The following is a 20,000-nucleotide window of genomic DNA, read 5'->3' as shown; positions in this document are numbered from 1 at the left end:
CTTGCATCACACGAGACGCCGGAGGCGGGCCGCCACCGCTTCCGGCGTCCGTGTCACCTGGTTGTAGGTGAACCGGACGACGGTGTAGCCGGCGAGGGTGAGGCGCTGATCGCGTTCGCGATCGCGCTCGAAGGACGAGGGTGTCGAGTGGTAGGCGTAGCCGTCGGTCTCGACGATGAGGTTGGTGCCCGGCCAGTGGAAGTCGACGAGGAGGCCGGCGATGGTCGTGTTCGCTCGGGGCGTCGGCAGGTTGTAGTCGTCGCAAAGTTGTAGGAGCCGGACCTCCAGCGGGCTGCGCAGATCCGCGGCCGGGGTGTGGGACAGGGCATCGACGACGGACCGGAGCCGGGGCGCCCCGGGCTGGCGTGGGTGAGCCTGGAGGGAGCGGTGGAGCGCGCGGAGGTCGAAGACCTGCAGGCGATCCGCCCGGGCGATGAGGTCCTCCAGCGCGCGAGGTCGCAGCTTGGGCGCGAGGTCCAGAAGCGTCCGCGCCACCGTGGTCGCCGGTATCCCGTCGCTGAGCCGTCCCTCCCAGGGGTGGAAGGTGCCAACGCGGTGGAGCGCGATGCGCGCCGGATCGGGCGAGCGCCCCGCGTTGCTCGGCCGCACCACGTGGATCCGCGCGCCGCGCGACGGCATCAGGTCGTGCAATGCGGCCGCGTCCCAATGGCTCAGCACCGCTCCCTCACCGCACGCCAGCACCGCGGCGCGCCACCGGCCCTCGCGGCCTAGGTGCGCGTGACCGACGGCGTAGACGCCGCGATGCAGGCGCTGGAGGCGTCCCACCGCGAGCCGGTGCTCGATCGCCCTGTCGTCGAACCCCAGCGCCCGGAGCTCCTCGCGCGACGCGACGCCGTAGTTGTTGGTGGCGAACTCCGCCAACCGATGTTCCAAGTCGTTTGACCCCCACATATTGGGGTCTAGGCGACTTGGACCCGAAACTCACCCCCCGGGGAGTGCTGCGAACGCGCGGGCGACCGCGGCGGCGGCGGGTTTCGCCGTGCCGTTGTAGGTGAAGAGGCCTTTGGTGTTGAGGCCGCGTTCGACCACGATGGCCGGGATCACCGACCTGATGGACCCGCCCGCGAAGGTGGGGGCCACGCCGAAGTCCTGGAGGTTCCACACCAACATGCCCGAGAGCTGGGGGAGGGCGCGGTAGGTCGCGATGTGGCGGCGCAGCAGCCAGGACTGGTAGGCGTAGCCGCCGGGTGCTTCGGCTGCGTTGGCGGCGTTGGCCTCCGCCCCGAACTCGGAGACGAGCAGGACCTTCTTCGGGAACAGGCGCGTGAAGCCCAGCGCGGTCGAGTGGAGGCGCGAGGCGATCTGCGCGCGGGACTCGTCGGCGCCCTCGTACCAGCCGATGTAGTTGGTCAGCGCGACGGCATCGACGTTCTTGTAGATCTCGCCCGGGACCCTCGGTGGGTGGGCGCCCCAGAGGTCGACGGCGACGATCCGGCCCGGGTCCTCGCGGTGCAGCTCGCGCGCCATGTCGGAGATGTAGGCGACCTGCGACGCGTCGTGGCCGTTGCCGGCGATCTCGTTGGCGAGGTTCCAGGCGATGACGCTCGGGTGCAGCTGCTCCTGGCGCACGCTGGTCCGGACGCGCTCGCGCGCGGCGTGGGCGAGCTCCGGGGTGCCGGAGGTCCAGGCGCCGGGCGCGTCGACCGGTCCGACGCCCTGCCACACGAGGATCCCGGCGCGGTCCAGGCGCTCCAAGAGCGGCGGCGACAGCGCGTGCTGCGCGCGCGTCGCGTTGGCGCCGATCGCCTTCAGCTCGCGCACGACGCGGTCCATGTCGGCGGCGGTCAGGCCGTCGCCGTGGCCGTCGGCGTCCTCGTTGATCGACGCGCCGTGCAGGCGCAGGCGCCTGCCGTTGAGCAGCAGCTCGCGCCCGGAGCGGGTGACCTCGCGCAGGCCGACCGAGTCGTCCCACGACCCCTCGCCGGCGACGCCGACGTGCAAGGCGTACAGGTTGGGCGCGCCGGGCTGCCACAAGTGCGGGTTCTTGATCACGACGCGCGTCGTCACGCGCTTGCTCTCGTGCGGCGCGATCCGGACGCGCGGGAAGGCGAACGCCGTGGCGGAGCCGCGACGGCCGAGGGTGCCGCGCGCCTGGAGCGAGCGGGTCGACGAGGCGCGGTTGTCGACCGTCGTGCTGACGTCCACGATCGCCGCGCCGCGGTAGAGCCGCGTGCGGACCGCGGGCGCCTCGACCTCGCTGCGCGCCAGCGGGCGCAGCGTCACCTCGCGGTTGATGCCGCCGTAGTTGAACCACGTGCGGTGCCAGCCCGCGCGCTTCTGGCACGTCGGACAGCGGAAGTCGGCGCGGACGACGAGCGTGTGCGCGACGCCCTCGCGCAGCCGCAGCCCGACCTCGAACGGCAGGTACGCGCCGGTGTGCGTCGCGATCTCGCGCCCGTCGAGCCACACGGTCGCGATGTGGTGGACCGACTCGAAGCGCAGCGCGTAGGACCCCGTGCGCGGCGCGGTCAGCGTCGTCCGGTACCACGCGATCCCGCCCCTGTAGGCGGCGACGCCCGCCGCGCCGGTCACGTGCGCGGCGTTGGGCACGTAGGGGATGTCCACCAACCTGCCGGTGAACTGGCCGCTCGCCCACCCGGACTCGACGCCGACGTCGGCGGGGTCGTCGGACTCGACCCACGGGCCGCTCAGCGCCAGCCGCCCGGCCGGCCCCCCGGACGCCATCGGCGCGGAGAACGCGTCGCCACTCGGCTTCTGCGTGCCCGCCCCGAACACCACCGCGGCCCCGCCGACCAGCACCGCCACGATCAACGTGGCCACGAGGGTCAGCTTCAGGCCGGTGCTCTTCATCCAGGGCTCAGCCGGGGATGATGGCAACCGCGCGCGCCGGCGCGGCCGATCCCCCGACGAGCCGCAGCGGGAAGACCGAGATGGTGAACCCGTTCGGCGGCAGCTCGCGCAGGTTCGCGAGCCGTTCGATCTGGCAGTACTCGAGGTCGGCCTGGTGCGCGGCCCAGAAGATCCCGGCCTCGCCGGACTCCTTGGCCGCCGCGGCCTGGAGGTGCAGCGGCGCGTCCCAGCCCCAGGCGTCGATGCCCATCACGCGCACGCCCGCGGCGTGCAGCCAGCGGGTCGCCTCGACGGTCACGCCCGGGCCGCGGGTCATGTAGTCCAGGGCATCCAGGAACTCGTCACGGTCGGTCCGGACCAGGACGATGTCGCCCGGCGACAGGACATGCCCCGCAGCATCGAGCGCGGCCTCCGCGTCCTGCACCGTCATCGCCTCGCCGTCGGCCTTGTGCGACATGTCGAGCACGACGCCCGGCCCGTAGAACCACTCCAGCGGCAGCTGGTCGATCGTCTTGGCGGGCGCGCCGCCGATCGTCGAGTTGTAGTGGTACGGCGCATCGACGTGCGTCGAGTTGTGCGTCCCGAACCGCGTGAACGTCTCGACCGCCCAGCCCTCGCCGTCGCGCAGCAGCTCCGGCCCGACGCCGAGCATCGTCTCGATCGTCCTCGCGCCCTCCGCATGATCGGAGAACTCGACGTCCGTGCGCAGGATGTCCGGCAGCTCGGCCGGGGAGGCGACGATCGGCGCTGACAGGTCGACGAAGCGGGGCATCGGCGCTCAGCCCTTCTGCGCCGACGCCCCGCCTCCTGCCTACAACTTGGTCGGTGGCACGCCGACGTTCATCGCGACGTACTTGGTCTCGAGGTACTCGTCGAGGCCTTCGGGGCCGCCTTCGCGGCCGAAGCCGGACTGCTTGACGCCGCCGAAGGGTGCGCCGGCGTTGGAGACGATGCCCTGGTTGAAGCCGATCATGCCGGTCTCCAGCCGCTCGATCACGCGGAAGGCGCGGTCGACGTCCTGGGTGAACACGTAGGAGACGAGGCCGTACTCGGTGTTGTTGGCCGCCGCGATCGCCTCGTCGTCGGACGAGAACGTCGTGATCGGCGCGACCGGGCCGAAGATCTCCTCGCTCAGCAGGTCGGCGTTGGCCGGGACGTTGCCGAGCACCGTCGGCGCGTAGAAGTAGCCCGCGCCGTCGACGCGCTCGCCACCGGTGAGCACCTTGGCGCCCTTGCCGACCGCGTCGTCGACCAGCTCGGCGACCTTCGAGCGCTGCGCCTCGTCGATCAGCGGCCCGACGGCGACGCCGTCCTCGGTCCCGCGCCCGACCTTCATGTCGCCGATCCGCGCCGCGAGCCTGTCGGCGAAGGCCTCCGCGACGCTCTCGTGCACGTGGAAGCGGTTGGCGCTCGTGCACGCCTCGCCGCCGTTGCGCATCTTCGCCAGCAGCGCGCCCTCGACCGCGGCGTCCAGGTCGGCGTCCTCGAAGATCAGGAACGGCGCGTTGCCGCCCAGCTCCATCGAGACCTTCAGGACCTGCTCGGCGCTCTGGGCGATCAGCTTCTTGCCGACCTCGGTCGAGCCCGTGAACGACATCTTCCGGACGCGCTCGTCCTCGATCAGCGGCTGCATGATCGACCCGGACGACTTCGCGGTGATCACGTTGACCACGCCCGCCGGGAGCCCGGCCTCCTCGAGGATCTGGGCCAGCGCGAGCATCGACAGCGGCGTCTGCTTGGCGGGCTTGACCACGCACGTGCAGCCGGTCGCCAGCGCGGGACCGATCTTGCGCGTGCCCATCGCCAGCGGGAAGTTCCACGGCGTGATGAACAGGCACGGGCCGATCGGCTGGCGCATCGTCAGCACGCGCCCGTTTCCGGCCTCGTTGGTCGTGAAGCGGCCGTTGATCCGGACCGCCTCCTCCGAGTACCAGCGCAGGAAGTTGTTGGCGTAGGCGATCTCGCCCTTGGACTCGCTGACCGGCTTGCCCATCTCCAACGTCATCAACAACGCCAGCTCGTCGGTGCGCTCGTTGATGAGGTCGTACGCGCGGCGCAGGATGTCGGCGCGCTCGCGCGGCGCCACGTGCCTCCACGTCTTGAACGCCTCGTCGGCCGCGGCCAGCGCGGACTTCGCGTCGTCGACGGTCGCGTCGGCGACCGTGGCGATCGTCTCGCCGGTCGCGGGATCTTCTACATCAAGGGTCCCACCGCCGGTGGCGTCGCGCCACTCGCCACCGATGAAGAGCTGGGTCTTGACCCCTTCGACCACGCGGGTCTCGTCGGCCGTCGCTGCCATGTCGCGTCCTCTCCTGCGTCGTGAGTCCTACGCGTTCGAGGATACGACTGCCCGCCGCGCCGCAGAGGCGAAACGGGCGACGCGCGCTACTCCGCGCCGCGCAGGACGGCGCCCACGGTGCGGCCGAGGATGCGCAGGTCCAGCCCGAGCGACCAGCCGTCGATGTAGGCGTTGTCCATCTCGGCGCGCCGGCCGATGTCGGACGCCCCGCGGGAGCCGCTGACCTGCGCCAGGCCGGTCAGCCCGACCCGGACGCGATGGCGCGCCGCGTAGCCCGGCACGTCGGTGGAGAAGCGCGCGACGTGCTCCGGGCGCTCGGGGCGCGGGCCGACGAGGCACATGTCGCCGCGCACGACGTTCCACAGCTGCGGCAGCTCGTCGAGCGACGTGCGGCGGATGAAGCGGCCGACGGCCGTGCGGCGGTCGGTGCCCTCGACGCCGCCGGGCGCGGCGCCGGCGGCCGGGACGAACCCGGACGCGTCACCGGCGCGCATCGAGCGGAACTTCAGCATCTCGAAGACCTCGCCGCCCTCGCCGACGCGACGCTGGCGGAAGAGCATGGGGCCGCGCGAGCTCAGGAGCACCGCGGCGGCCAGGGCGATCAGCAGCGGCAGCAGGATCACCAGCGCGACGAGCGCGGCGATCCGGCCGACGAGGTACTTGCCCTCCAGGGCGACGGCGTGGGCCTCGACCGCGGGCGCCGCCAGCGCGAGCAGCGCGGCGGACATCGGGACGGCGAGGGCGAGGAGGAGGAGGGAGACGACCGGCGACATCTCTCCTTGGTTCGGAGATCCGTCGAGGCCGGCTCATCCCCACTTCCCGGTAGTTGTCAGCCGGTTGACCGTCCAGTCGGCGCCCAAACGCTCAAGTACCGTTCGGCTAAGCCGCTTGGCGTTCGCCGCCGGACGCCGTTGCGCCCGCCGCCGCCTCGGCGCGCCGCTGCTCGCGCCGGATCGCCCTCCACGCCTTCGGATGCCAGCGGAACTGCTCGGGCACCAGCGGCCAGGACAGCTGCAGCGACTTCAGCATCGACTTGAGCGCGACGTCGTCGGCGGTCGACCACGTCAGCCCGAGCATGTCCCGCGCCTGGTCCGGGAGCGTCCCGCGGGCGATCCAGGTCGGCCCGCGCGCGACCAGCGGCTTCAGGACCCACCACGCCGGGCCCTCCAGCCACGGGAACGGCGCCGGCAGGTGGCCGACCGGGCCGAACGACCCGATCGCGACCTCGGTCGGCTCCAACCCGTCGGTCAGCATGTCGTTCCAGTACACCTCGAACGCCGCGTAGTCGGCCGGGACCGGGCGCATCGTCAGCCCGTAGAGCTCGTACCAGCCGATCGACTCGTCGTAGAGGCGCTCCTGGTCGTAGCGCGACAGCGGGTTCCCGAGCAGGCGCTGCACGGTGATGATCGACTCGAAGAACGTCGCGTGCGCCCAGTAGAAGGCGTCCGGGTTGAGCGCGTGGTAGCTCGCGCCGCCCGCGGTGTCGCCCCTGATGTCCTTGTGCTGGTCGCGGACCCACGCGCCGGTGTCCTGCGCGCGCGGGCCGTCGTAGACGACGCCGAGGATCGGCGGCGCGCTGCGCAGCAGGCGGTTCCAGGGGTTCTCGAAGAAGTCGGAGTGCTGGCGCAGCGCGGCGTCGATCGCCGGGTGCATCGCCTGCAGGACGCCCGCCCGGACCGCGAACAGCAGGCCGCGCGCGTCGCCGAAGTAGCGCCAGGTCAGGGTGTCGGGGCCGAGCGGCGTAGCGGGCATGCGCCACACCATCGCAGCTGACAACGCGCGTTGTCAATCGTGAACGTCGTGCGACGAGACGCGCGCCGCGGCAAGCAGCAGCCGCGCCGCGTGGGCGTTCAGCCGCGCGCTGGAGATCGGCGGGTCGCCGGCCAGCCACTGGAGGTAGAGCGTCCGGACCGCGCCGAGCAGCGCGACCGCGGTCAGCTGCGCGTCGACGTCGTCGGGCGGGTCGGGCAGCGCGCGGATCTGCGCGACGAGCAGCGCCGCGAAGGCCGGGACCAGCTCGAGGTCGTGCGAGGCGAGCACGGAGTCCGAGAACGACTCGCTGAGCAGCACGCGCCCGCGGCGGGGATCGTCCTCCAGGAACGCGGTGAACGCGCCCACCGCCGCGGCGGTCAGCGCCTCCGGGCCGTCGCCGGCCGCGGCGCTGGCGGCCACCGCTGCGGCGATCGCCTCCCGCGCCTCGCCCGCGACCTGCGAGTGCACCGCGCGCAGCAGCGCGTCGCGGCCGCCGTCCGGGAACGCCTCGTAGAAGTAGCGCTCGGTCAGCCTCGCGCCACGGCAGACCGCGCGCACCGTGACGCCCGCGGCGCCCTCGGTCCCGAGCAGCTCGACGCCCGCCTCGATCAGGGCGGCGCGGCGGGCGGCGGCGCGGTCTTCGAGCGTCGAGGCCATGGCGGGCCTCCGAGCCTACGTGTTGGCGACGGTCTCGCCGAGCGTCTGCGCGAACGCGACGTCGGCGGAGTAGTCGATCGGGACCACGATCAGCGACGGGACGTCGAGCGTCAGCGCGTGCTGCAGGTGCCTGGCGAAGTCGTCGGGCTTCTCGCAGCGCCAGGCCGGGAGACCGAACGCCTCGGCGAGCTTGACGAAGTCCGGGTTCGTGAAGTCGACGCCGAAGTGCTCGCCGAACTTCTTGTCCTGCTTCCAGACGATCGAGCCGAACTGCCTGTTCTCCCAGACGACGTTGACGAACGGCGTCCTCAGGCGCCTGGCCGTCTCGAGCTCCTGGAAGTTCATGAGGATCCCGCCGTCGCCGTTGACGGTGACGACCTTGCGGCCCGGGTGCACGAGCTTGGCGGCGACCGCGCAGGGGACCGCGAAGCCCATCCCTGCAAGGCCGTTTGCAATCAGGACGGTGTTCGGCTCATGGGCCGGGAACATCCGGCCGATCCACAGCTTGTGGAGTCCCACGTCCGAGATGAGGATGTCGTCTCGCCCGAGCGCCTGCCGGATGTCGTGCAGCACGCGCGGCGGCTGCATCGGGAAGTGGTCGTCGTTGGCGGCCTCGCGCAGCCGGCCGTCGACGAGCTGGCGCAGCCGCGGCGAGCCGCCGGAGTGCGGGACGTCGCGGCACTCCTCGGCCAGCCGGGTGAGCACGTGGTAGACGTCGCCGACGAGCTCGACCTCGGGCGTGAAGTAGGCGTCGATCTCCGCGGGCTGGGAGTCGACGACGACGATCTTCTTGTCGCGCTTGGGGTTCCAGTGCTTGGGCGCGTGCTCGACGAGGTCGTAGCCGATCGCGATCACCACGTCGGCGTCCTCGAACCCGGCGAGCGAGTAGTCGCGCGCCTGCAGGCCGACGGTCCCGAGCGCCTTGGGGTCCTCGGTGCCGTCGAGCAGGCCCTTGCCCATGAACGTCTCGGCGACCGCGATGCCGGTCGCGCGGCAGAACTCCCGCAGCGCAGGCGCCGCGCCCGCCCGGACCGCGCCGTTGCCGGCCAGCGCGACGGGGTTGATCGCGTTGCGGATCAGGTCGGCGGCCTTGAGCAGCTCGCGGGCGCTCGGCTCGGGCTTGACGGGCTTGCGGCGGGGCAGCGGGGTCGCGTCGACCTCCTCGGCCATGACGTCCTCGGGCAGCTCCAGGTGCGTGGCGCCGGGCTTCTCGGACTCGGCGACCTTGAAGGCCTTGCGGACGACCTCCGGGACGATCTCGGGCGCGCTGACGCGCGCGTTCCACTTGGTGATCGGCTTGAAGAGCTCGACCAGGTCGATGTACTGGTGCGACTCCTTGTGCATGCGCTCGACGTCGGCCTGGCCGGTCAGCGCGACGAGCGGCGCGCGGTCCAGGAACGCGTCGCCGACGGCGGTCACGAGGTTCATCGCGCCGGGGCCGAGGGTTCCGAGGCAGACGCCGGCGCGTCCGGTCAGGCGCCCGTACATGTCCGCCATGTAGGCCCCGCCCTGTTCGTGTCGAACCGGGATGAAGGAGACCGACGAGCGCGCCAGCGACTCGTTCAGGTCCAACGTCTCCTCGCCCGGGATGCCGAAGACGTACTTGACGCCCTCAGCCTCCAGGCACTCGACGAAGAGGTCAGAGGCTCGCCGCTTGGCCACGTGTGTTCCCTACCCTCACTGCTCGCTTGAACTTGCCGATGCCCTACCGCACCGCAACTCCCTCACCCTGCCCGCGTTCTGAGCGGAGCATGCGCCGGATCGCTCTCGTCCCCGCGCTGTGCGCCGCGCTGGTGCTTGCCGCCGCGCCGGGCGCGCACGCCGCTGCCCGGTTGGTCGTCAAGGGCCACGGGTTCGGGCACGGGATCGGGATGTCGCAGTACGGCGCGATGGGCTACGCCCAGCACGGGACGGACTACAAGAGCATCTTGGGGCACTACTACGAGGACACCGCGGTGCAGCCGCTGGGGTCGTCGCCCGACGTGCGGGTGCTGCTGCAGTCCGGGCCGCGGTCGCTGGTGAGCGGCGTGGTTGCGGCGGGGTCGAGGAAGCTGAGCGCCAGGTCGACGTACTCCGTGCGCAGCGCGGGCGGTGGGCGGCTCGCGCTCTACAGCGCATCCGGCCGGCGGCTGCTGACCGCCACGGCGCCGCTGCGCCTGGCGGCGCCTTCCGGAGGGTCCTTCACGCTGCGCGGGGGTGCTTCGAACGGCGTGACGAACGGTCGCTACCGCGGCGCGCTGGAGGTCCGGCCGTCGAGCGGTGGGGTGATGTCGGTCAACGCGGTCGACCTGGAGGACTACGTGCGCGGCGTCGTCAGCGCCGAGTCGCCGCCGTCGTGGCCGCTGGAGGCGCTGAAGGCGCAGGCCGTCGCGGCGCGGACCTACGCGGTGACGACCGACGCGGGGTCGACGACCGACGGGTTCACGCAGTACGCCGACACGCGCTCGCAGATGTACAAGGGCGTCGCGGCCGAGATGCCGTCGACCGACGCGGCCGTCGCGGGGACCGCGGGGCAGGTCGTGACGATGAACGGCACGCCGGTCACCACGTACTTCTTCTCGACGTCCGGCGGCAAGACCGAGGACATCGAGAACTCGTTCGTCGGGTCCCTGCCCAAGCCGTGGCTGAAGGGCGTGGACGACCCGTACGACTCGGTCTCGCCGCGGCACTCCTGGGGGCCGTACACGTACACGCAGGCGAGCGTGCAGGCCAAGTTGAAGGGGTTGGTCCGGGGCTCGTTCCGCGGGATCACGGTGACCGAGCGCGGCGTGTCGCCGCGGATCGTGCACGCCGAGGTCGACGGGACCGGCGGCGTCACGCAGGTCACGGGGCCGCAGCTGCGCACGCGGTTCGGGCTGTTCGACACGTGGGCGTCGTTCACCTACATCTCGAGCAACGCCAAGAAGAAGTCGTCCGACGACGACGCGCACGCCAGCGACCCGACCCCCGCGAGCACCACCGCGCCCTCGACGACCGCGCCGTCCGGCGGCTCGACGAGCGACGGCGCCGACACGACCGGCGGCCAGGCCGCGATGGTCGCCCGCCTCGTCGCGCGCCCGCGCGTGGTCCAGCAGCTGACCGGGACGATCCAGCCGGGTCGCGCGGGCCGCACGCTCGTCGTGCAGCAGCGCCTCGGCGCCACCTGGCACACCATCGGGACGACCACCCTGCACGCCCACGGCCGCTACGCGGCGACCGTGCACGGCGCCGGGACCTACCGCATCGCCCTCGGCGACGTGACGGGCCCGTCGGTCCGGGTCCCCTGACCGAGATCCAAGTCGTCTGACCCCCAATATCCGGGGGCAGGACGACTTGGACCATCGCGCGGCGCGCCGACATCCGCTGAGAGATCGTGCCCGGGGCTCACGTCGGGCGCGGGGGTGCCGATCGCACCCGTATGACGGTCTTGTCCGTGGCGCTCATCCTGCTCGCGCTGGCCGCGGTGTGGCTGGCGCTCGCCTGGCGCGGGCTCGTCGCCGCGCGGGACGCGGTCGATGCGACGTGGACGGCGATCGACGTCCACCTCAAGGACCGCCAGGCGCTGGTCCCGGCCCTGGTCGCCGCCGTGCAGGCGGAGACCGTGATCGAGGCCGAGACGCTCGCGCGGCTGACCTCCGCGCGCGACGACGCCGCCGTGGCGAGCACGCCGTGGGAGCGCGCCGACGCCGAGCGCCGCCTGGTCTCCGGGATCGGCGCGGTGTCGGCGATCGCCGACCGCCACCCCGGCCTCGGCTGCGCGGCCGCCTTCGTCGACCTGCAGGCCCGCCTCGCCGGCCTCGACGACGACGTCAACTCCGCCCGCCGCGTCTACAACGCCGACGTCCGCCTCTACCGCGCCCGCCGCGCCCGCTTCCCCGGCACGCTCCTGCGCCGCCTCGGCGACTTCACCGACCGCCCCTACTTCGAGCTCGACCACACCCGCGACCGCGGCGTGCCGACGCTCGCGCTGGTCCGCAGCGCGGCGTAGAGCCTAAGCGGCCGACCGCGGGTCCGCGGTCAGGAAGGCGATCGTGATCGCGACGAGCTCGTCGGACACGTCGGCGATGCCGTCGATGCCGTCGCGCAGCAGGGTGATCGAGACGATCTCGTTGACGGCGGAGATCGCGGCGGTGGCCTGCAGCGGGGTCAGCTCGTGGAGGTCGGGGTGCGTCCGGCGCGACTCGTCGCGCCAGGTGCACAGGACCTGCGCCAGCGCGTCGACCCACGCGGCCCAGCGCTCGGCGAGCTGCGGGCCGCCGGCGCGCATGTGGGTCAGGAAGAGCTTCGTGAAGTCCGGGTGCGCCACCAGCGCGTCGAGGTAGGCGCGGGCGCCCACGTCGATCCGCTTGACCGGGTCCGGCTCGGCGGCGACGGTGTCGACGACGGTCCCGACCATCAGCTCGCTGGCGACCTCGAAGGCCTGCAGGAAGCAGTCGTCCTTGTCGCGGAAGTGCTCGTAGAACGTGCGCTTCGCGGTCCCGGCCTCGCGGACGATCTCGCCGATCGTCACGGCCGCGACGCCGCGGTCGGCGGCCAGGCGGACGAACGCCGACAGCAGCCGCCCGCGCTGGGAGGCCAGGACGACCTCCCGCCCGAGGCCGTGCGGCCCGCGCGGGAGGACGATCGGCGCGTCGGGCGACGCGAACGGTGACGGCAGCTCGCTCAGCGCAGCGCTCCGGCTCTCTAGCCGCCGTAGACGCGCGCGACGGACTCGGCGACGCAGACCGGCTTGTCGCCGCCCTCGCGCTCGAACGTCTGCGTCACGGTCAGCTGGACGCCGCCGGCGATCTCGTCGGCCGCGGTCAGCGTGGCGCGCATCCGGACACGCGAGCCGACCGGCAGCGGCGCCGGGTAGCGGACCTTGTTGTAGCCGTAGTTCAGCGCGAACGCGACGCCCTTGACCTCGTACAAGGTGTAGGACAACGCCGGGCCGATGCTCAGCGTGTACAGGCCGTGGGCGATCGTCCCGCCGAACGGCGTGTCCTTCGCGCGCTCCGGATCCACGTGGATCCACTGGTGGTCGTCGGTCGCGTCCGCGAAGGCGTCGATCGCCTCCTGCGTGACGTCGACCCACTCGCTCACGCCGAGCTCCTCGCCGACCTTTGCCTTGAGCTCGTCGAGCCCGTTGATGACCGTGGCTGCCATAAGAGCGCGGATTCTATGTCCGCGAGCGTTCGGACAGCCACGCGGCCTCGGCGCGGCCCAGCTCGGTCGACGGCTCGGCGTCGGCGAGGTACTCGAGCGCGAGCGCGCCCCAGTCGGCTCCGGCGCGCAGCTCGCCGAGCACGCTGAACAGCAGGCTCTCCATGCGCCGCAGCAGCAGCGCCTGCGGCGGGATCGTCTGGCGGCGCATCTCCTGGAAGTACTCGGAGGCGGGCGAGCCCGACTGCTCCATCGACTGGCGCACGTACTCCGGGGTCAGGCGGCGGAAGCCGGGCGTGAAGTACCACTCGCCGGCGGCCTGCATCTGGCCCAGGATCCGGTCGGGCTCGAACGACGCCGGATCCGGCAGGTAGCCGAGCGCGGACATGCCCTCATAGACCGCGTCGGCGTCGCCCGCGATCACGGCGCGCGCGACCGCGCGCTCGGCCTCCAGGTAGTCGGCGTCCATGCGCCGGATCAGGCCGAAGTCCAGGAAGCAGACGCGCCCGTCGGTCGCCAGCAGGTAGTTGCCCGGATGCGGGTCGCCCGCGGCGATCCGCTCGCGCCGGACCAACCCGTAGAAGAACCGGAAGCAGATCTCCCCGAAGCGGTCGCGCTCGGCCTCGGGCAGCTGCTGGACCTGCGCGAACCCGCGCCCCTCGACGAACTCCGTGATCAGCACGCGGCGCGTCGACATCGACGTCACGACCTGCGGGACCAAGATGTAGGGGTGGCCCTTGAAGGCGCGCGCGACCCTGCGCTGGTGCTGGGCCTCCAGCTCGTAGTCGAGCTCCTCGCCGATCCGCTCGCGCAGCTCGCCGAGCAGCGCCCTGGCGTCGAGCCCGGGCGCCAGGCGCTTGACCAGCGGCAGCAGCACCGCGGCGTTGCGCAGGTCGGTCTCGACCGCCTCGGCGACGCCCGGGTACTGGACCTTCACCGCGACGTCGCGCCCGTCGTGCAGCGTCGCGCGGTAGACCTGGCCGATCGACGCGGCGGCGACGGGCGTCGCGTTGAAGTGGGCGAAGTGCTCCTCCAGCGAGCCGCCGAGATCGGCGATCACCACGTCCCGGAGCTTCTCGAACGGCACCTGCGGCGCGTCGTCGCGCAGCGCGGCGAGCTTGGCCTTGAACGCCTCGCGCTCGCCCTCGGGGACCAGCTCGAAGTCGACGGTCGAGAGGACCTGGCCGAACTTCATCGCCGCGCCCTTCATCTGGCCGAGCTGCGTGACGATCTCGTCGGCGAGCGCGAGCGCGCGGCGGCCGTCGGCGGCCTCGGCCTCCTCGGGCGAGCGCGTGCGGTTGGCGAGCTGCGTGCCGGCCCAGCGCGCGGACTGGCCGGCGACGAGGCCGCCGAACTTCGCGGTGCGGGCAAGGCGGCTGGTGGGGATCTTCGGCATCAGGCGGTCATGCCAGAGTACGACGCTCCATGGCTGATAGACCGCTTCTCGTCGTCGACGCGCCCTCGCTGCTGTACCGGGCCTACTACGGGCTGCCGAGGTCGATCACCGGCGCCGACGGGCGGCCGGTCAACGCGCTGCTGGGGTTCGCCAACCAGGTGCTGTGGGCGGTCGAGCGCCACGCGCCGCGCGCGGTCGTGCTGTGCTCGGGCGCGGAGGCGGCGACCTACCGCGTGGAGGCGCTGCCGAGGTACCACGCGGATCGGCCGCCGGTCCCGGACGAGCTGGCGCCGCAGTGGGCCGACGCGCCGGCGTTCTTCGGCGCGTTCGGGTGGGCGTGGGAGGACGCGGGGGACCTGGAGGCCGACGACCTGCTCGGCGCCTACGCCGTCGTCGAGGTCGCCGCCGGCGGGACGTGCCTGATCTTCAGCGGCGACCGGGACATGTTCCAGTGCGTGGGCGAGTCGGTGCGCGTGCTCTACCCGCGTGGCGGCAGGGACGGGCCGGAGCTCGTGGACATCAAGGGCGTGAAGGAGAAGTACGGGATCCGGCCCGACCAGGTCCCGGACTTCATCGCGCTGCGGGGCGATCCGAGCGACGGGATCCCGGGCGCGAAGGGGATCGGCGAGAAGACGGCGGGCGAGATCCTGCGGGTGCACGGGGACCTGGAGACCGCGATCGCCAACGCCGACAGGGAGAGGCCGAGGGTCGCGTCAGCGCTCCGGAATCAGGCTGAGGAGCTGCGCGAGTTCCGCAAGATCGCGACGCTGCAGCCGATCCAAGTGGCATGTCCGGAGGACGCTCCGACCACGTTCGGCGACGCCGCAGCAGCCGCGTCGGCCCGCGGGATGGGCAACTTGGCGGGGCGTTTGGAAGCGTTGGCGCAGAAGGGGTAGGTCGTGCGCGGGCGAACGTAGGCCTGTTGCCGTTCGCACCGTCTGCCGATGCATCAGCGATGATCCCCCGCGTGGTGCGACGTGCCGCCGCATGCTGGTCCGTTGTTGCGCTGCTTTGCACGGCGTGGTCGGCGACGGCCATCGCCGCGCCCGCGCCCGGCGCGCCGGTCGCGCCGGTCGCGCCGCCGCGCGCGGTCAACCTGGACTCCGCCGGCTGGGAGTACGCGCCGGATCCGGCGAACGCCGGGCTGCGCGACGGCTGGCAGGCCGGGCACGGCGCCGCGACGTGGAGCGCCGTCGACCTGCCCCACACCTTCGACCCGCAGCCGGACGCCAGGACGTTCCACGGCACGACGGGCTGGTACCGGATCCGCCTGCAACGCCCGACCGACTCGCCCGCCGGGTTCGACTGGGGCGTGCACTTCGAGCAGGTCCGCCGCGTGGCGGACGTGTTCCTGGATGGCCGGCGGGTCGCCGTGCACAGCGATCCCTACGCGCCGTTCACGGTCGCGCTGCCGCAGCTGCGCGACGGCAGGCCGCACGAGCTGATGGTCCGTGCCGACAACCACAAGGCCAAGGAGCCGCGCGAGGGCTGGTGGAACTGGGGCGGGATGACGCGCCAGGCGTCGCTGGTCCCGCTGGGGCAGCTGAGCGTGGACCAGCCGGGGTTCCTGCCGCGGCGCAACGCCGACGGGTCGTGGACGGTGACCGTCGATGCGTCGGTGACCAATCGCGGTTCCGCGACGGTGACGCCGCGCCTCGCGGCCCGCCTCTCCTCTCCGTCCGGCGCGCCCGCCGGTTCCGGCACCGCGACCTCGCGCGCCCTCGCTCCGGGCGAGACCGCGCGCGTCCGCTTCGGCGTGAAGGTCACGGGCGACATCAAGCTCTGGGGTCCCGGCCACCCCGCGCTCTACGGCGCGTCGCTGAGCACAGGGACGACCGGCTCGCGGTCCGTCTGGCAGCGCGACTCCGCGCGCATCGGCCTGCGCACGGTCTCCGTGCAGAACGGGTTGTTGGAGGTCAACGACCAGCCCGTCGAGCTGCGCGGCGCGTCGATCCAAGAGGATGTTGATGGACATGGTCCCGCGCTGACCGACAGCGACATCAACGGGATCGTGGCGCAGCTCAAGGCCGTGGGCGCGAACGTCACGCGGGCCCACTACGCGCTCGACCAGCGGCTGCAGGCCAAGCTCGACCAGGCCGGGATCATGGTCTGGTCGCAGGCGCCGATCTACCACCGCGACCGGCTGCTGGAGACGCAGGCCCAGCGCGACGTCGCGATCAGCACCGTCCGCGCGGCCGTGCTGCAGACGCGCGACCACCCCTCGACGATCACGCACTCGGTCGCCAACGAGCTGTCGGTGATCCCGGACAAGGTGCCCGGCACCGCAGCCTTCCTGAGCGCGGCGCGCGAAGCCACGCTCGACCTCGATCCCACGCTGCCGACGTCGGTCGACACGCTCTCGTATCCCGGCTACGCGCGCCAGAACGCCTACGCGGCGTTCTCGTTGTTGGGGATCAACTCGTACTTCGGCTGGTACCCGGGCAAGCCGGGGCACTCGACCGCCGACATCCGGTCGCTCGCGCCGTACCTGGCGCAGATGCGCACGATGTACCCCAACTCGGGGCTGGTGCTGACGGAGTTCGGCGCCGAGGCGACGATGACCGGCCCGGCGAGCGAGAAGCAGACCTACGCCTTCCAGTCGCTCTACACGCAGGACGTGCTGAAGGCGGTCGCGGCCGCGCCGACGCTGAGTGGCGCGATCTACTGGACCCTGCGCGAGTTCGCGATCAAGCCCGCCTGGGACGGCGGCGCCGAGATCCCGGGCGCGGACCGCGACTCGATCCACCACAAGGGCCTGATCACCTACGACGGGCGGCCCAAGCCGGCCTACGACGTGCTCAAGAAGGACATCAGGTCGACGGCCGTGAACCGGTCGCCGGCCGACGTGGCGTACGCCCTGGGCACGCGGGTCCCGGACGGCCAGCGCGGGCCGGTCGGCTTCGGCGTGGCGCTGGCGATCCTGCTGGCGGTCTTCGTCCTGCTGCTGGTCGACGTGTGGGCCTTCCGCGGCTGGCGCCTGGTGGCCCTCGAGGAGGCCCGCGACGCCCGCCGCGCCGCGCGCCGCCGGGCGCGGGTCGCAGCGCGAGCCCACGCGCTGGCGCTCGAAGAGGCGCACGCCGCGGGGTCGCTGCACGCGTCCGACGCGCGCCGCGAGCGCGACCGCGTTCCCGCCGCGGTCGCCTAACCCGCCTGCGTCGTCCAGCTGCGCCCGCCCCAGCTCACACGCTGCGAGTTGATCTCCTCGTGGCCGCTGCCGCCGCGCATCAACCACCCGACCGCGTCGACCTTCGTCCCGACCCTCGGCAGCCCCGGGATCGGCATCGACACCGCCATCTTCACGATCCGCAGCCGGTAGTGCCCGGCGATCAGGACGTGCCGATCGCCATCGCCGTCCGGGTCCTTCCTCTGGACCCACACGACCCGGCCCGAGACGTGCTCGCAGTACGTCTTGTCGGTCCACCGCGCCGTGTACCAGCACGGCCTCGTCCACCCCGGCGCCCTCGCCTGCTGCTTCGGCCACAGCACCTCGACCCGCGGGTACCTCTGGTACGCGCCCGGCGCACCGACCGCCGCGGCGACGCCGCCCAGTAGGACCACCACGACCAACAGCGCCAAGGCGATCCGCTTCACACGGTCAGTGTGCCGTAGTGCCCTCGCGACCGTAACTGTCCGAAAGTCGCACGACGTCGTCGAGCTCCGGCGTCGAGACCTCCAGGACGTCCGCGTCCTCGATCGCCTCGATCGTGTGCACCTCACCCGGCAGGTTGCGCCACACCTCGCCCGGCCCGATCTCGGTCTCCGTGAGGTCGTCGACCGTCGGGCCCTTGATCAGCTTCAGCCGGCCGGAGAGCAGGTAGTTGCTCTCGTCCTTGACGTCGTGGTACTGCAGCGACAGCCGATGCCCGGCCTCCACGTGCAGGATCTTGCCGGCATAGCGGTCGGTGTGGGCGTACCAGAGCTCATAGCCCCAGGGCTTCTCGACGCGTCGGGGGAAGTCCATTCCCCTCCTGTTGTACCCGACCGCGGGCTCAGCCCGCGGCTTCGAGGGCGGCCGTGAGGCCCGTCACCTCGACCGCGCGCATCAGCTGGATGTCATCCGGCGCCTCGCCGGGCTCGCGCTCATGCGTCGCGATCACCCGGAGATCGTCATCGAGCAGGGTGACCCGCTGGACACGGCCCCTTTGCCGCTCCAAGCACACCCATTGGGCTTCGGCCATACGTGGCCCTTTCATCCATCGGGGAGATCGCCGCACCGACCTCCGGTAGAGGCCACACTACTCACGGCCCGGGGCCAAAATGAGGGATAACGATGCCCCAGATGGGTGACGTGTCAGCCCTAGGACACCGGACGCCGTTAGGGCCTGAGCCCGGGCTAGGGCGTGAACTTGACGTTGATCACGTCGCCGTCGCGCATCACGTAGTCGCGCCCCTCCAGCCGCAGCGTTCCGCGCTCGCGGGCGCCCGCGAAGCCGCCGGCGTCGAGCAGCGCCTCCCAGCCGATGACCTCGGCCCGGACGAAGCCCTTCTGGATGTCGGTGTGGATCGCGCCCGCGGCGTGCCACGCCGTGAGCCCGTCCTTCAGGTGCCAGGTCTGGGCGATCGTGCCCTCGCCCGCGGTGAAGAACGAGTTGAGGTCCAGCAGCGCGAACGCGCCCTGCGACACGCGGTCCAGGCCGGACTCGCTGACGCCGAGGTCGGCGCGCATCTCGCGGGCGTCGTCCTCGTCCATCTCGCTCAGCTCGGCCTCCAGCCGCGAGGAGATCGCCACGGCCTTGAAGCCGAGCGCGTCGGCGTGGGCCTGGATGCCCTCCGGGACCTCGTCGCTGCCCTCGTCGACGTTGGCGACGAACAGCACCGGCTTGGACGTCAGCGGCGCGAGGTTGCGCATCGCCTCCGGCGCGGCGTCGGGGACCGGGACGGTCCGGACCGTCTCGCCCGCCTGCAGCGCGGCGATCACGTCGCGCAGCCACGCCTCCTCGGCCTGCGCCTCCTTGTCGCCGGACTTGGCCTGCCTGGCGACGCGCTCGACTCGCCGCTCGGCCTGCTCGAGATCGGCGTAGATCAGCTCGGTCTCGATCGTCTCGATGTCGCGCATCGGGTCGACGGAGCCCTCGGAGTGCAGGATCGAGTCGTCGTTGTGGGCGCGGACGACGTGGACGATCGCGTCGGTCTCGCGGATGTTGGCCAGGAACTTGTTGCCCAGGCCTTCGCCCTCGGACGCGCCCTTGACGAGGCCGGCGATGTCGTGGAAGGAGATCGTGTCCCACACGACCTCCTTGGAGCTCAGCAAGAGCGACAACTTGGTCATCCGGTGGTCGTGGACCGGGACGATCGCGACGTTGGGCTCGATCGTGGTGAACGGGTAGTTCGCCGCTTCGGCGCCCGCCTTGGTGAGGGCGTTGAAGAGCGATGACTTGCCCGCGTTGGGCATGCCGACGATGCCGACCTTCATGAAGTTGTTGCTCCTGCGATCAGGGTGCCGAGCAGCGCGCCGGCGAGGATGTCCGAGGGGTAGTGCACGCCGAGGTAGACGCGCGACGCCGCCATCGCGGTGGCGGCGGGGTAGATGTAGGCCTTGCCGCGGCGGCCGAGCAGCGGCGCGAAGCCGCGCGCGGCGGCGAAGCTGCTGCTGGCGTGGGCGGAGGGGAAGCTGAGCTGGGTGGGGGTGGAGATCAACGCCGGGAGGCCGTCGAGCTGGGGCCGCCGGCGCTTGACCACGAACTTGATCCCGGTGTTGGCGACGTACGCCGCGGCGACCGTGCCGGTGGCGGTGAGCCACTGCCTGCGCCGCGCCGTGTCGCGGGCGGCGCCCACCGCGCCGAGCGCGAGCCAGACGGCGGCGTGCTCGCCGAGCTTGGAGAAGGCGCGCACGCGCCGCTCGCGCGCGGGCGTGTGGCCCGCGGTCCGGGCCACGCGCAGCAGCGCGCGATCAGCGCGCGCGAAGGCGTTGGTGGCCGCGGGGACGACGGTCATGCGACGGGC

Annotated in this window: 19 protein-coding genes; 4 read left to right on the top strand and 15 right to left on the bottom strand. The window is 72.2% G+C overall.

The features are described from left to right. Positions 1-6 precede the first annotated feature (6 nt). The 8 genes from H030_RS0103645 to H030_RS0103610 all read right to left on the bottom strand — a co-directional run bounded on the left by H030_RS0103645 (position 7) and on the right by H030_RS0103610 (position 9,202). Positions 7-894 carry a DUF559 domain-containing protein gene (locus H030_RS0103645; RefSeq protein ID WP_231398352.1) on the bottom strand — a complete coding sequence of 296 codons (888 nt, stop codon included), beginning with the start codon at positions 892-894 and terminating at the stop codon, positions 7-9. Positions 895-942: 48 nt separating this feature from the next. Continuing rightward, positions 943-2,832 carry a glycoside hydrolase family 2 protein gene (locus H030_RS0103640; RefSeq protein ID WP_027005123.1) on the bottom strand — a complete coding sequence of 630 codons (1,890 nt, stop codon included), beginning with the start codon at positions 2,830-2,832 and terminating at the stop codon, positions 943-945. Between the two features lie 7 nt (positions 2,833-2,839). Beyond that, positions 2,840-3,604, bottom strand: coding sequence for a cyclase family protein (locus H030_RS0103635; protein WP_027005122.1), 765 nt, complete (start codon positions 3,602-3,604; stop codon positions 2,840-2,842). A gap of 39 nt (positions 3,605-3,643) precedes the next feature. Then, positions 3,644-5,131 carry an NAD-dependent succinate-semialdehyde dehydrogenase gene (locus H030_RS0103630; protein ID WP_027005121.1) on the bottom strand — a complete coding sequence of 496 codons (1,488 nt, stop codon included), beginning with the start codon at positions 5,129-5,131 and terminating at the stop codon, positions 3,644-3,646. An 86-nt stretch (positions 5,132-5,217) separates the two neighbouring features. Next, the gene (locus H030_RS29015; RefSeq protein WP_051221621.1) at positions 5,218-5,904 is read right to left on the bottom strand and encodes a sugar transferase; all 687 of its coding nucleotides are present in this window, start codon (positions 5,902-5,904) and stop codon (positions 5,218-5,220) included. A gap of 106 nt (positions 5,905-6,010) precedes the next feature. Beyond that, a complete protein-coding gene (locus tag H030_RS29010) occupies positions 6,011-6,883 on the bottom strand; it encodes an oxygenase MpaB family protein (protein WP_196808977.1) in 873 nt (290 codons plus the stop codon). A gap of 33 nt (positions 6,884-6,916) precedes the next feature. Continuing rightward, entirely contained in the window at positions 6,917-7,540 is a 624-nt protein-coding gene (locus tag H030_RS0103615; RefSeq protein WP_027005120.1) for a TetR/AcrR family transcriptional regulator, read from the bottom strand. Positions 7,541-7,555: 15 nt separating this feature from the next. Further along, positions 7,556-9,202, bottom strand: coding sequence for an acetolactate synthase large subunit (locus H030_RS0103610; protein WP_027005119.1), 1,647 nt, complete (start codon positions 9,200-9,202; stop codon positions 7,556-7,558). Positions 9,203-9,291: 89 nt separating this feature from the next. Here H030_RS0103610 and H030_RS36255 point away from each other — a divergent pair, with 89 nt between their 5' ends. Continuing rightward, the gene (locus H030_RS36255) at positions 9,292-10,806 is read left to right on the top strand and encodes a SpoIID/LytB domain-containing protein (protein ID WP_051221617.1); all 1,515 of its coding nucleotides are present in this window, start codon (positions 9,292-9,294) and stop codon (positions 10,804-10,806) included. Between the two features lie 146 nt (positions 10,807-10,952). Then, positions 10,953-11,507: a LemA family protein gene (locus H030_RS29000; protein ID WP_196808976.1), complete on the top strand. Its 555-nt coding sequence runs from the start codon at positions 10,953-10,955 to the stop codon at positions 11,505-11,507. Positions 11,508-11,510: 3 nt separating this feature from the next. Here H030_RS29000 and H030_RS39500 read toward each other — a convergent pair whose 3' ends face one another. From H030_RS39500 to H030_RS0103585, 3 genes are all read right to left on the bottom strand, one after another. Beyond that, on the bottom strand, positions 11,511-12,074 hold the full coding sequence (locus H030_RS39500; protein WP_269208527.1) for a TetR/AcrR family transcriptional regulator: 564 nt from the start codon (positions 12,072-12,074) through the stop codon (positions 11,511-11,513). 128 nt (positions 12,075-12,202) lie between these two features. Then, positions 12,203-12,664, bottom strand: a complete 462-nt coding sequence (locus H030_RS0103590) for a MaoC family dehydratase (RefSeq protein ID WP_027005118.1) — start codon at positions 12,662-12,664, stop codon at positions 12,203-12,205. A 13-nt stretch (positions 12,665-12,677) separates the two neighbouring features. Continuing rightward, positions 12,678-14,057: an ABC1 kinase family protein gene (locus tag H030_RS0103585; RefSeq protein ID WP_035125815.1), complete on the bottom strand. Its 1,380-nt coding sequence runs from the start codon at positions 14,055-14,057 to the stop codon at positions 12,678-12,680. Between the two features lie 29 nt (positions 14,058-14,086). Between H030_RS0103585 and H030_RS28985 the strand changes: the two genes are divergently transcribed. Next, positions 14,087-14,953, top strand: coding sequence for a 5'-3' exonuclease (locus H030_RS28985; RefSeq protein WP_051221609.1), 867 nt, complete (start codon positions 14,087-14,089; stop codon positions 14,951-14,953). Between the two features lie 71 nt (positions 14,954-15,024). After that, positions 15,025-17,202, top strand: a complete 2,178-nt coding sequence (locus tag H030_RS36245; RefSeq protein WP_051221607.1) for a glycoside hydrolase family 2 TIM barrel-domain containing protein — start codon at positions 15,025-15,027, stop codon at positions 17,200-17,202. Here the strand turns inward: H030_RS36245 and H030_RS0103570 are convergent. The 4 genes from H030_RS0103570 to H030_RS0103550 form a co-directional block, all read right to left on the bottom strand. Then, the gene (locus H030_RS0103570) at positions 17,199-17,648 is read right to left on the bottom strand and encodes a hypothetical protein (protein ID WP_027005116.1); all 450 of its coding nucleotides are present in this window, start codon (positions 17,646-17,648) and stop codon (positions 17,199-17,201) included. The genes H030_RS36245 and H030_RS0103570 overlap by 4 nt on opposite strands. A gap of 4 nt (positions 17,649-17,652) precedes the next feature. Beyond that, a complete protein-coding gene (locus tag H030_RS0103565; RefSeq protein WP_027005115.1) occupies positions 17,653-18,018 on the bottom strand; it encodes a cupin in 366 nt (121 codons plus the stop codon). 372 nt (positions 18,019-18,390) lie between these two features. After that, positions 18,391-19,470: a redox-regulated ATPase YchF gene (gene ychF, locus H030_RS0103555; RefSeq protein WP_027005113.1), complete on the bottom strand. Its 1,080-nt coding sequence runs from the start codon at positions 19,468-19,470 to the stop codon at positions 18,391-18,393. Further along, positions 19,467-19,991 carry a phosphatase PAP2 family protein gene (locus H030_RS0103550; RefSeq protein WP_051221605.1) on the bottom strand — a complete coding sequence of 175 codons (525 nt, stop codon included), beginning with the start codon at positions 19,989-19,991 and terminating at the stop codon, positions 19,467-19,469. Before H030_RS0103550 ends, ychF begins: the two co-directional genes overlap by 4 nt. Positions 19,992-20,000: the final 9 nt, after the last annotated feature.

This window comes from Conexibacter woesei Iso977N, from assembly GCF_000424625.1.
Taxonomy (GTDB): domain Bacteria; phylum Actinomycetota; class Thermoleophilia; order Solirubrobacterales; family Solirubrobacteraceae; genus Baekduia; species Baekduia woesei_A.
Note: the sequence above shows the minus strand (reverse complement) of the source record. Positions and strands in the feature narration are given on the sequence as shown.

Excerpts from the sequence above, each read along its gene's own strand:
- H030_RS0103640 (WP_027005123.1), bottom strand. The coding sequence starts at position 2,832 with ATGAAGAGCACCGGCCTGAAGCTGACCCTCGTGGCCACGTTGATCGTG.
- H030_RS0103635 (WP_027005122.1), bottom strand. The coding sequence starts at position 3,604 with ATGCCCCGCTTCGTCGACCTGTCAGCGCCGATCGTCGCCTCCCCGGCC.
- H030_RS0103630 (WP_027005121.1), bottom strand. The coding sequence starts at position 5,131 with ATGGCAGCGACGGCCGACGAGACCCGCGTGGTCGAAGGGGTCAAGACC.
- H030_RS29015 (WP_051221621.1), bottom strand. The coding sequence starts at position 5,904 with ATGTCGCCGGTCGTCTCCCTCCTCCTCCTCGCCCTCGCCGTCCCGATG.
- H030_RS29010 (WP_196808977.1), bottom strand. The coding sequence starts at position 6,883 with ATGCCCGCTACGCCGCTCGGCCCCGACACCCTGACCTGGCGCTACTTC.
- H030_RS0103615 (WP_027005120.1), bottom strand. The coding sequence starts at position 7,540 with ATGGCCTCGACGCTCGAAGACCGCGCCGCCGCCCGCCGCGCCGCCCTG.
- H030_RS36255 (WP_051221617.1), top strand. The coding sequence starts at position 9,292 with ATGCGCCGGATCGCTCTCGTCCCCGCGCTGTGCGCCGCGCTGGTGCTT.
- H030_RS0103590 (WP_027005118.1), bottom strand. The coding sequence starts at position 12,664 with ATGGCAGCCACGGTCATCAACGGGCTCGACGAGCTCAAGGCAAAGGTC.
- H030_RS0103585 (WP_035125815.1), bottom strand. The coding sequence starts at position 14,057 with ATGCCGAAGATCCCCACCAGCCGCCTTGCCCGCACCGCGAAGTTCGGC.
- H030_RS28985 (WP_051221609.1), top strand. The coding sequence starts at position 14,087 with ATGGCTGATAGACCGCTTCTCGTCGTCGACGCGCCCTCGCTGCTGTAC.
- H030_RS0103565 (WP_027005115.1), bottom strand. The coding sequence starts at position 18,018 with ATGGACTTCCCCCGACGCGTCGAGAAGCCCTGGGGCTATGAGCTCTGG.
- ychF (WP_027005113.1), bottom strand. The coding sequence starts at position 19,470 with ATGAAGGTCGGCATCGTCGGCATGCCCAACGCGGGCAAGTCATCGCTC.
- H030_RS0103550 (WP_051221605.1), bottom strand. The coding sequence starts at position 19,991 with ATGACCGTCGTCCCCGCGGCCACCAACGCCTTCGCGCGCGCTGATCGC.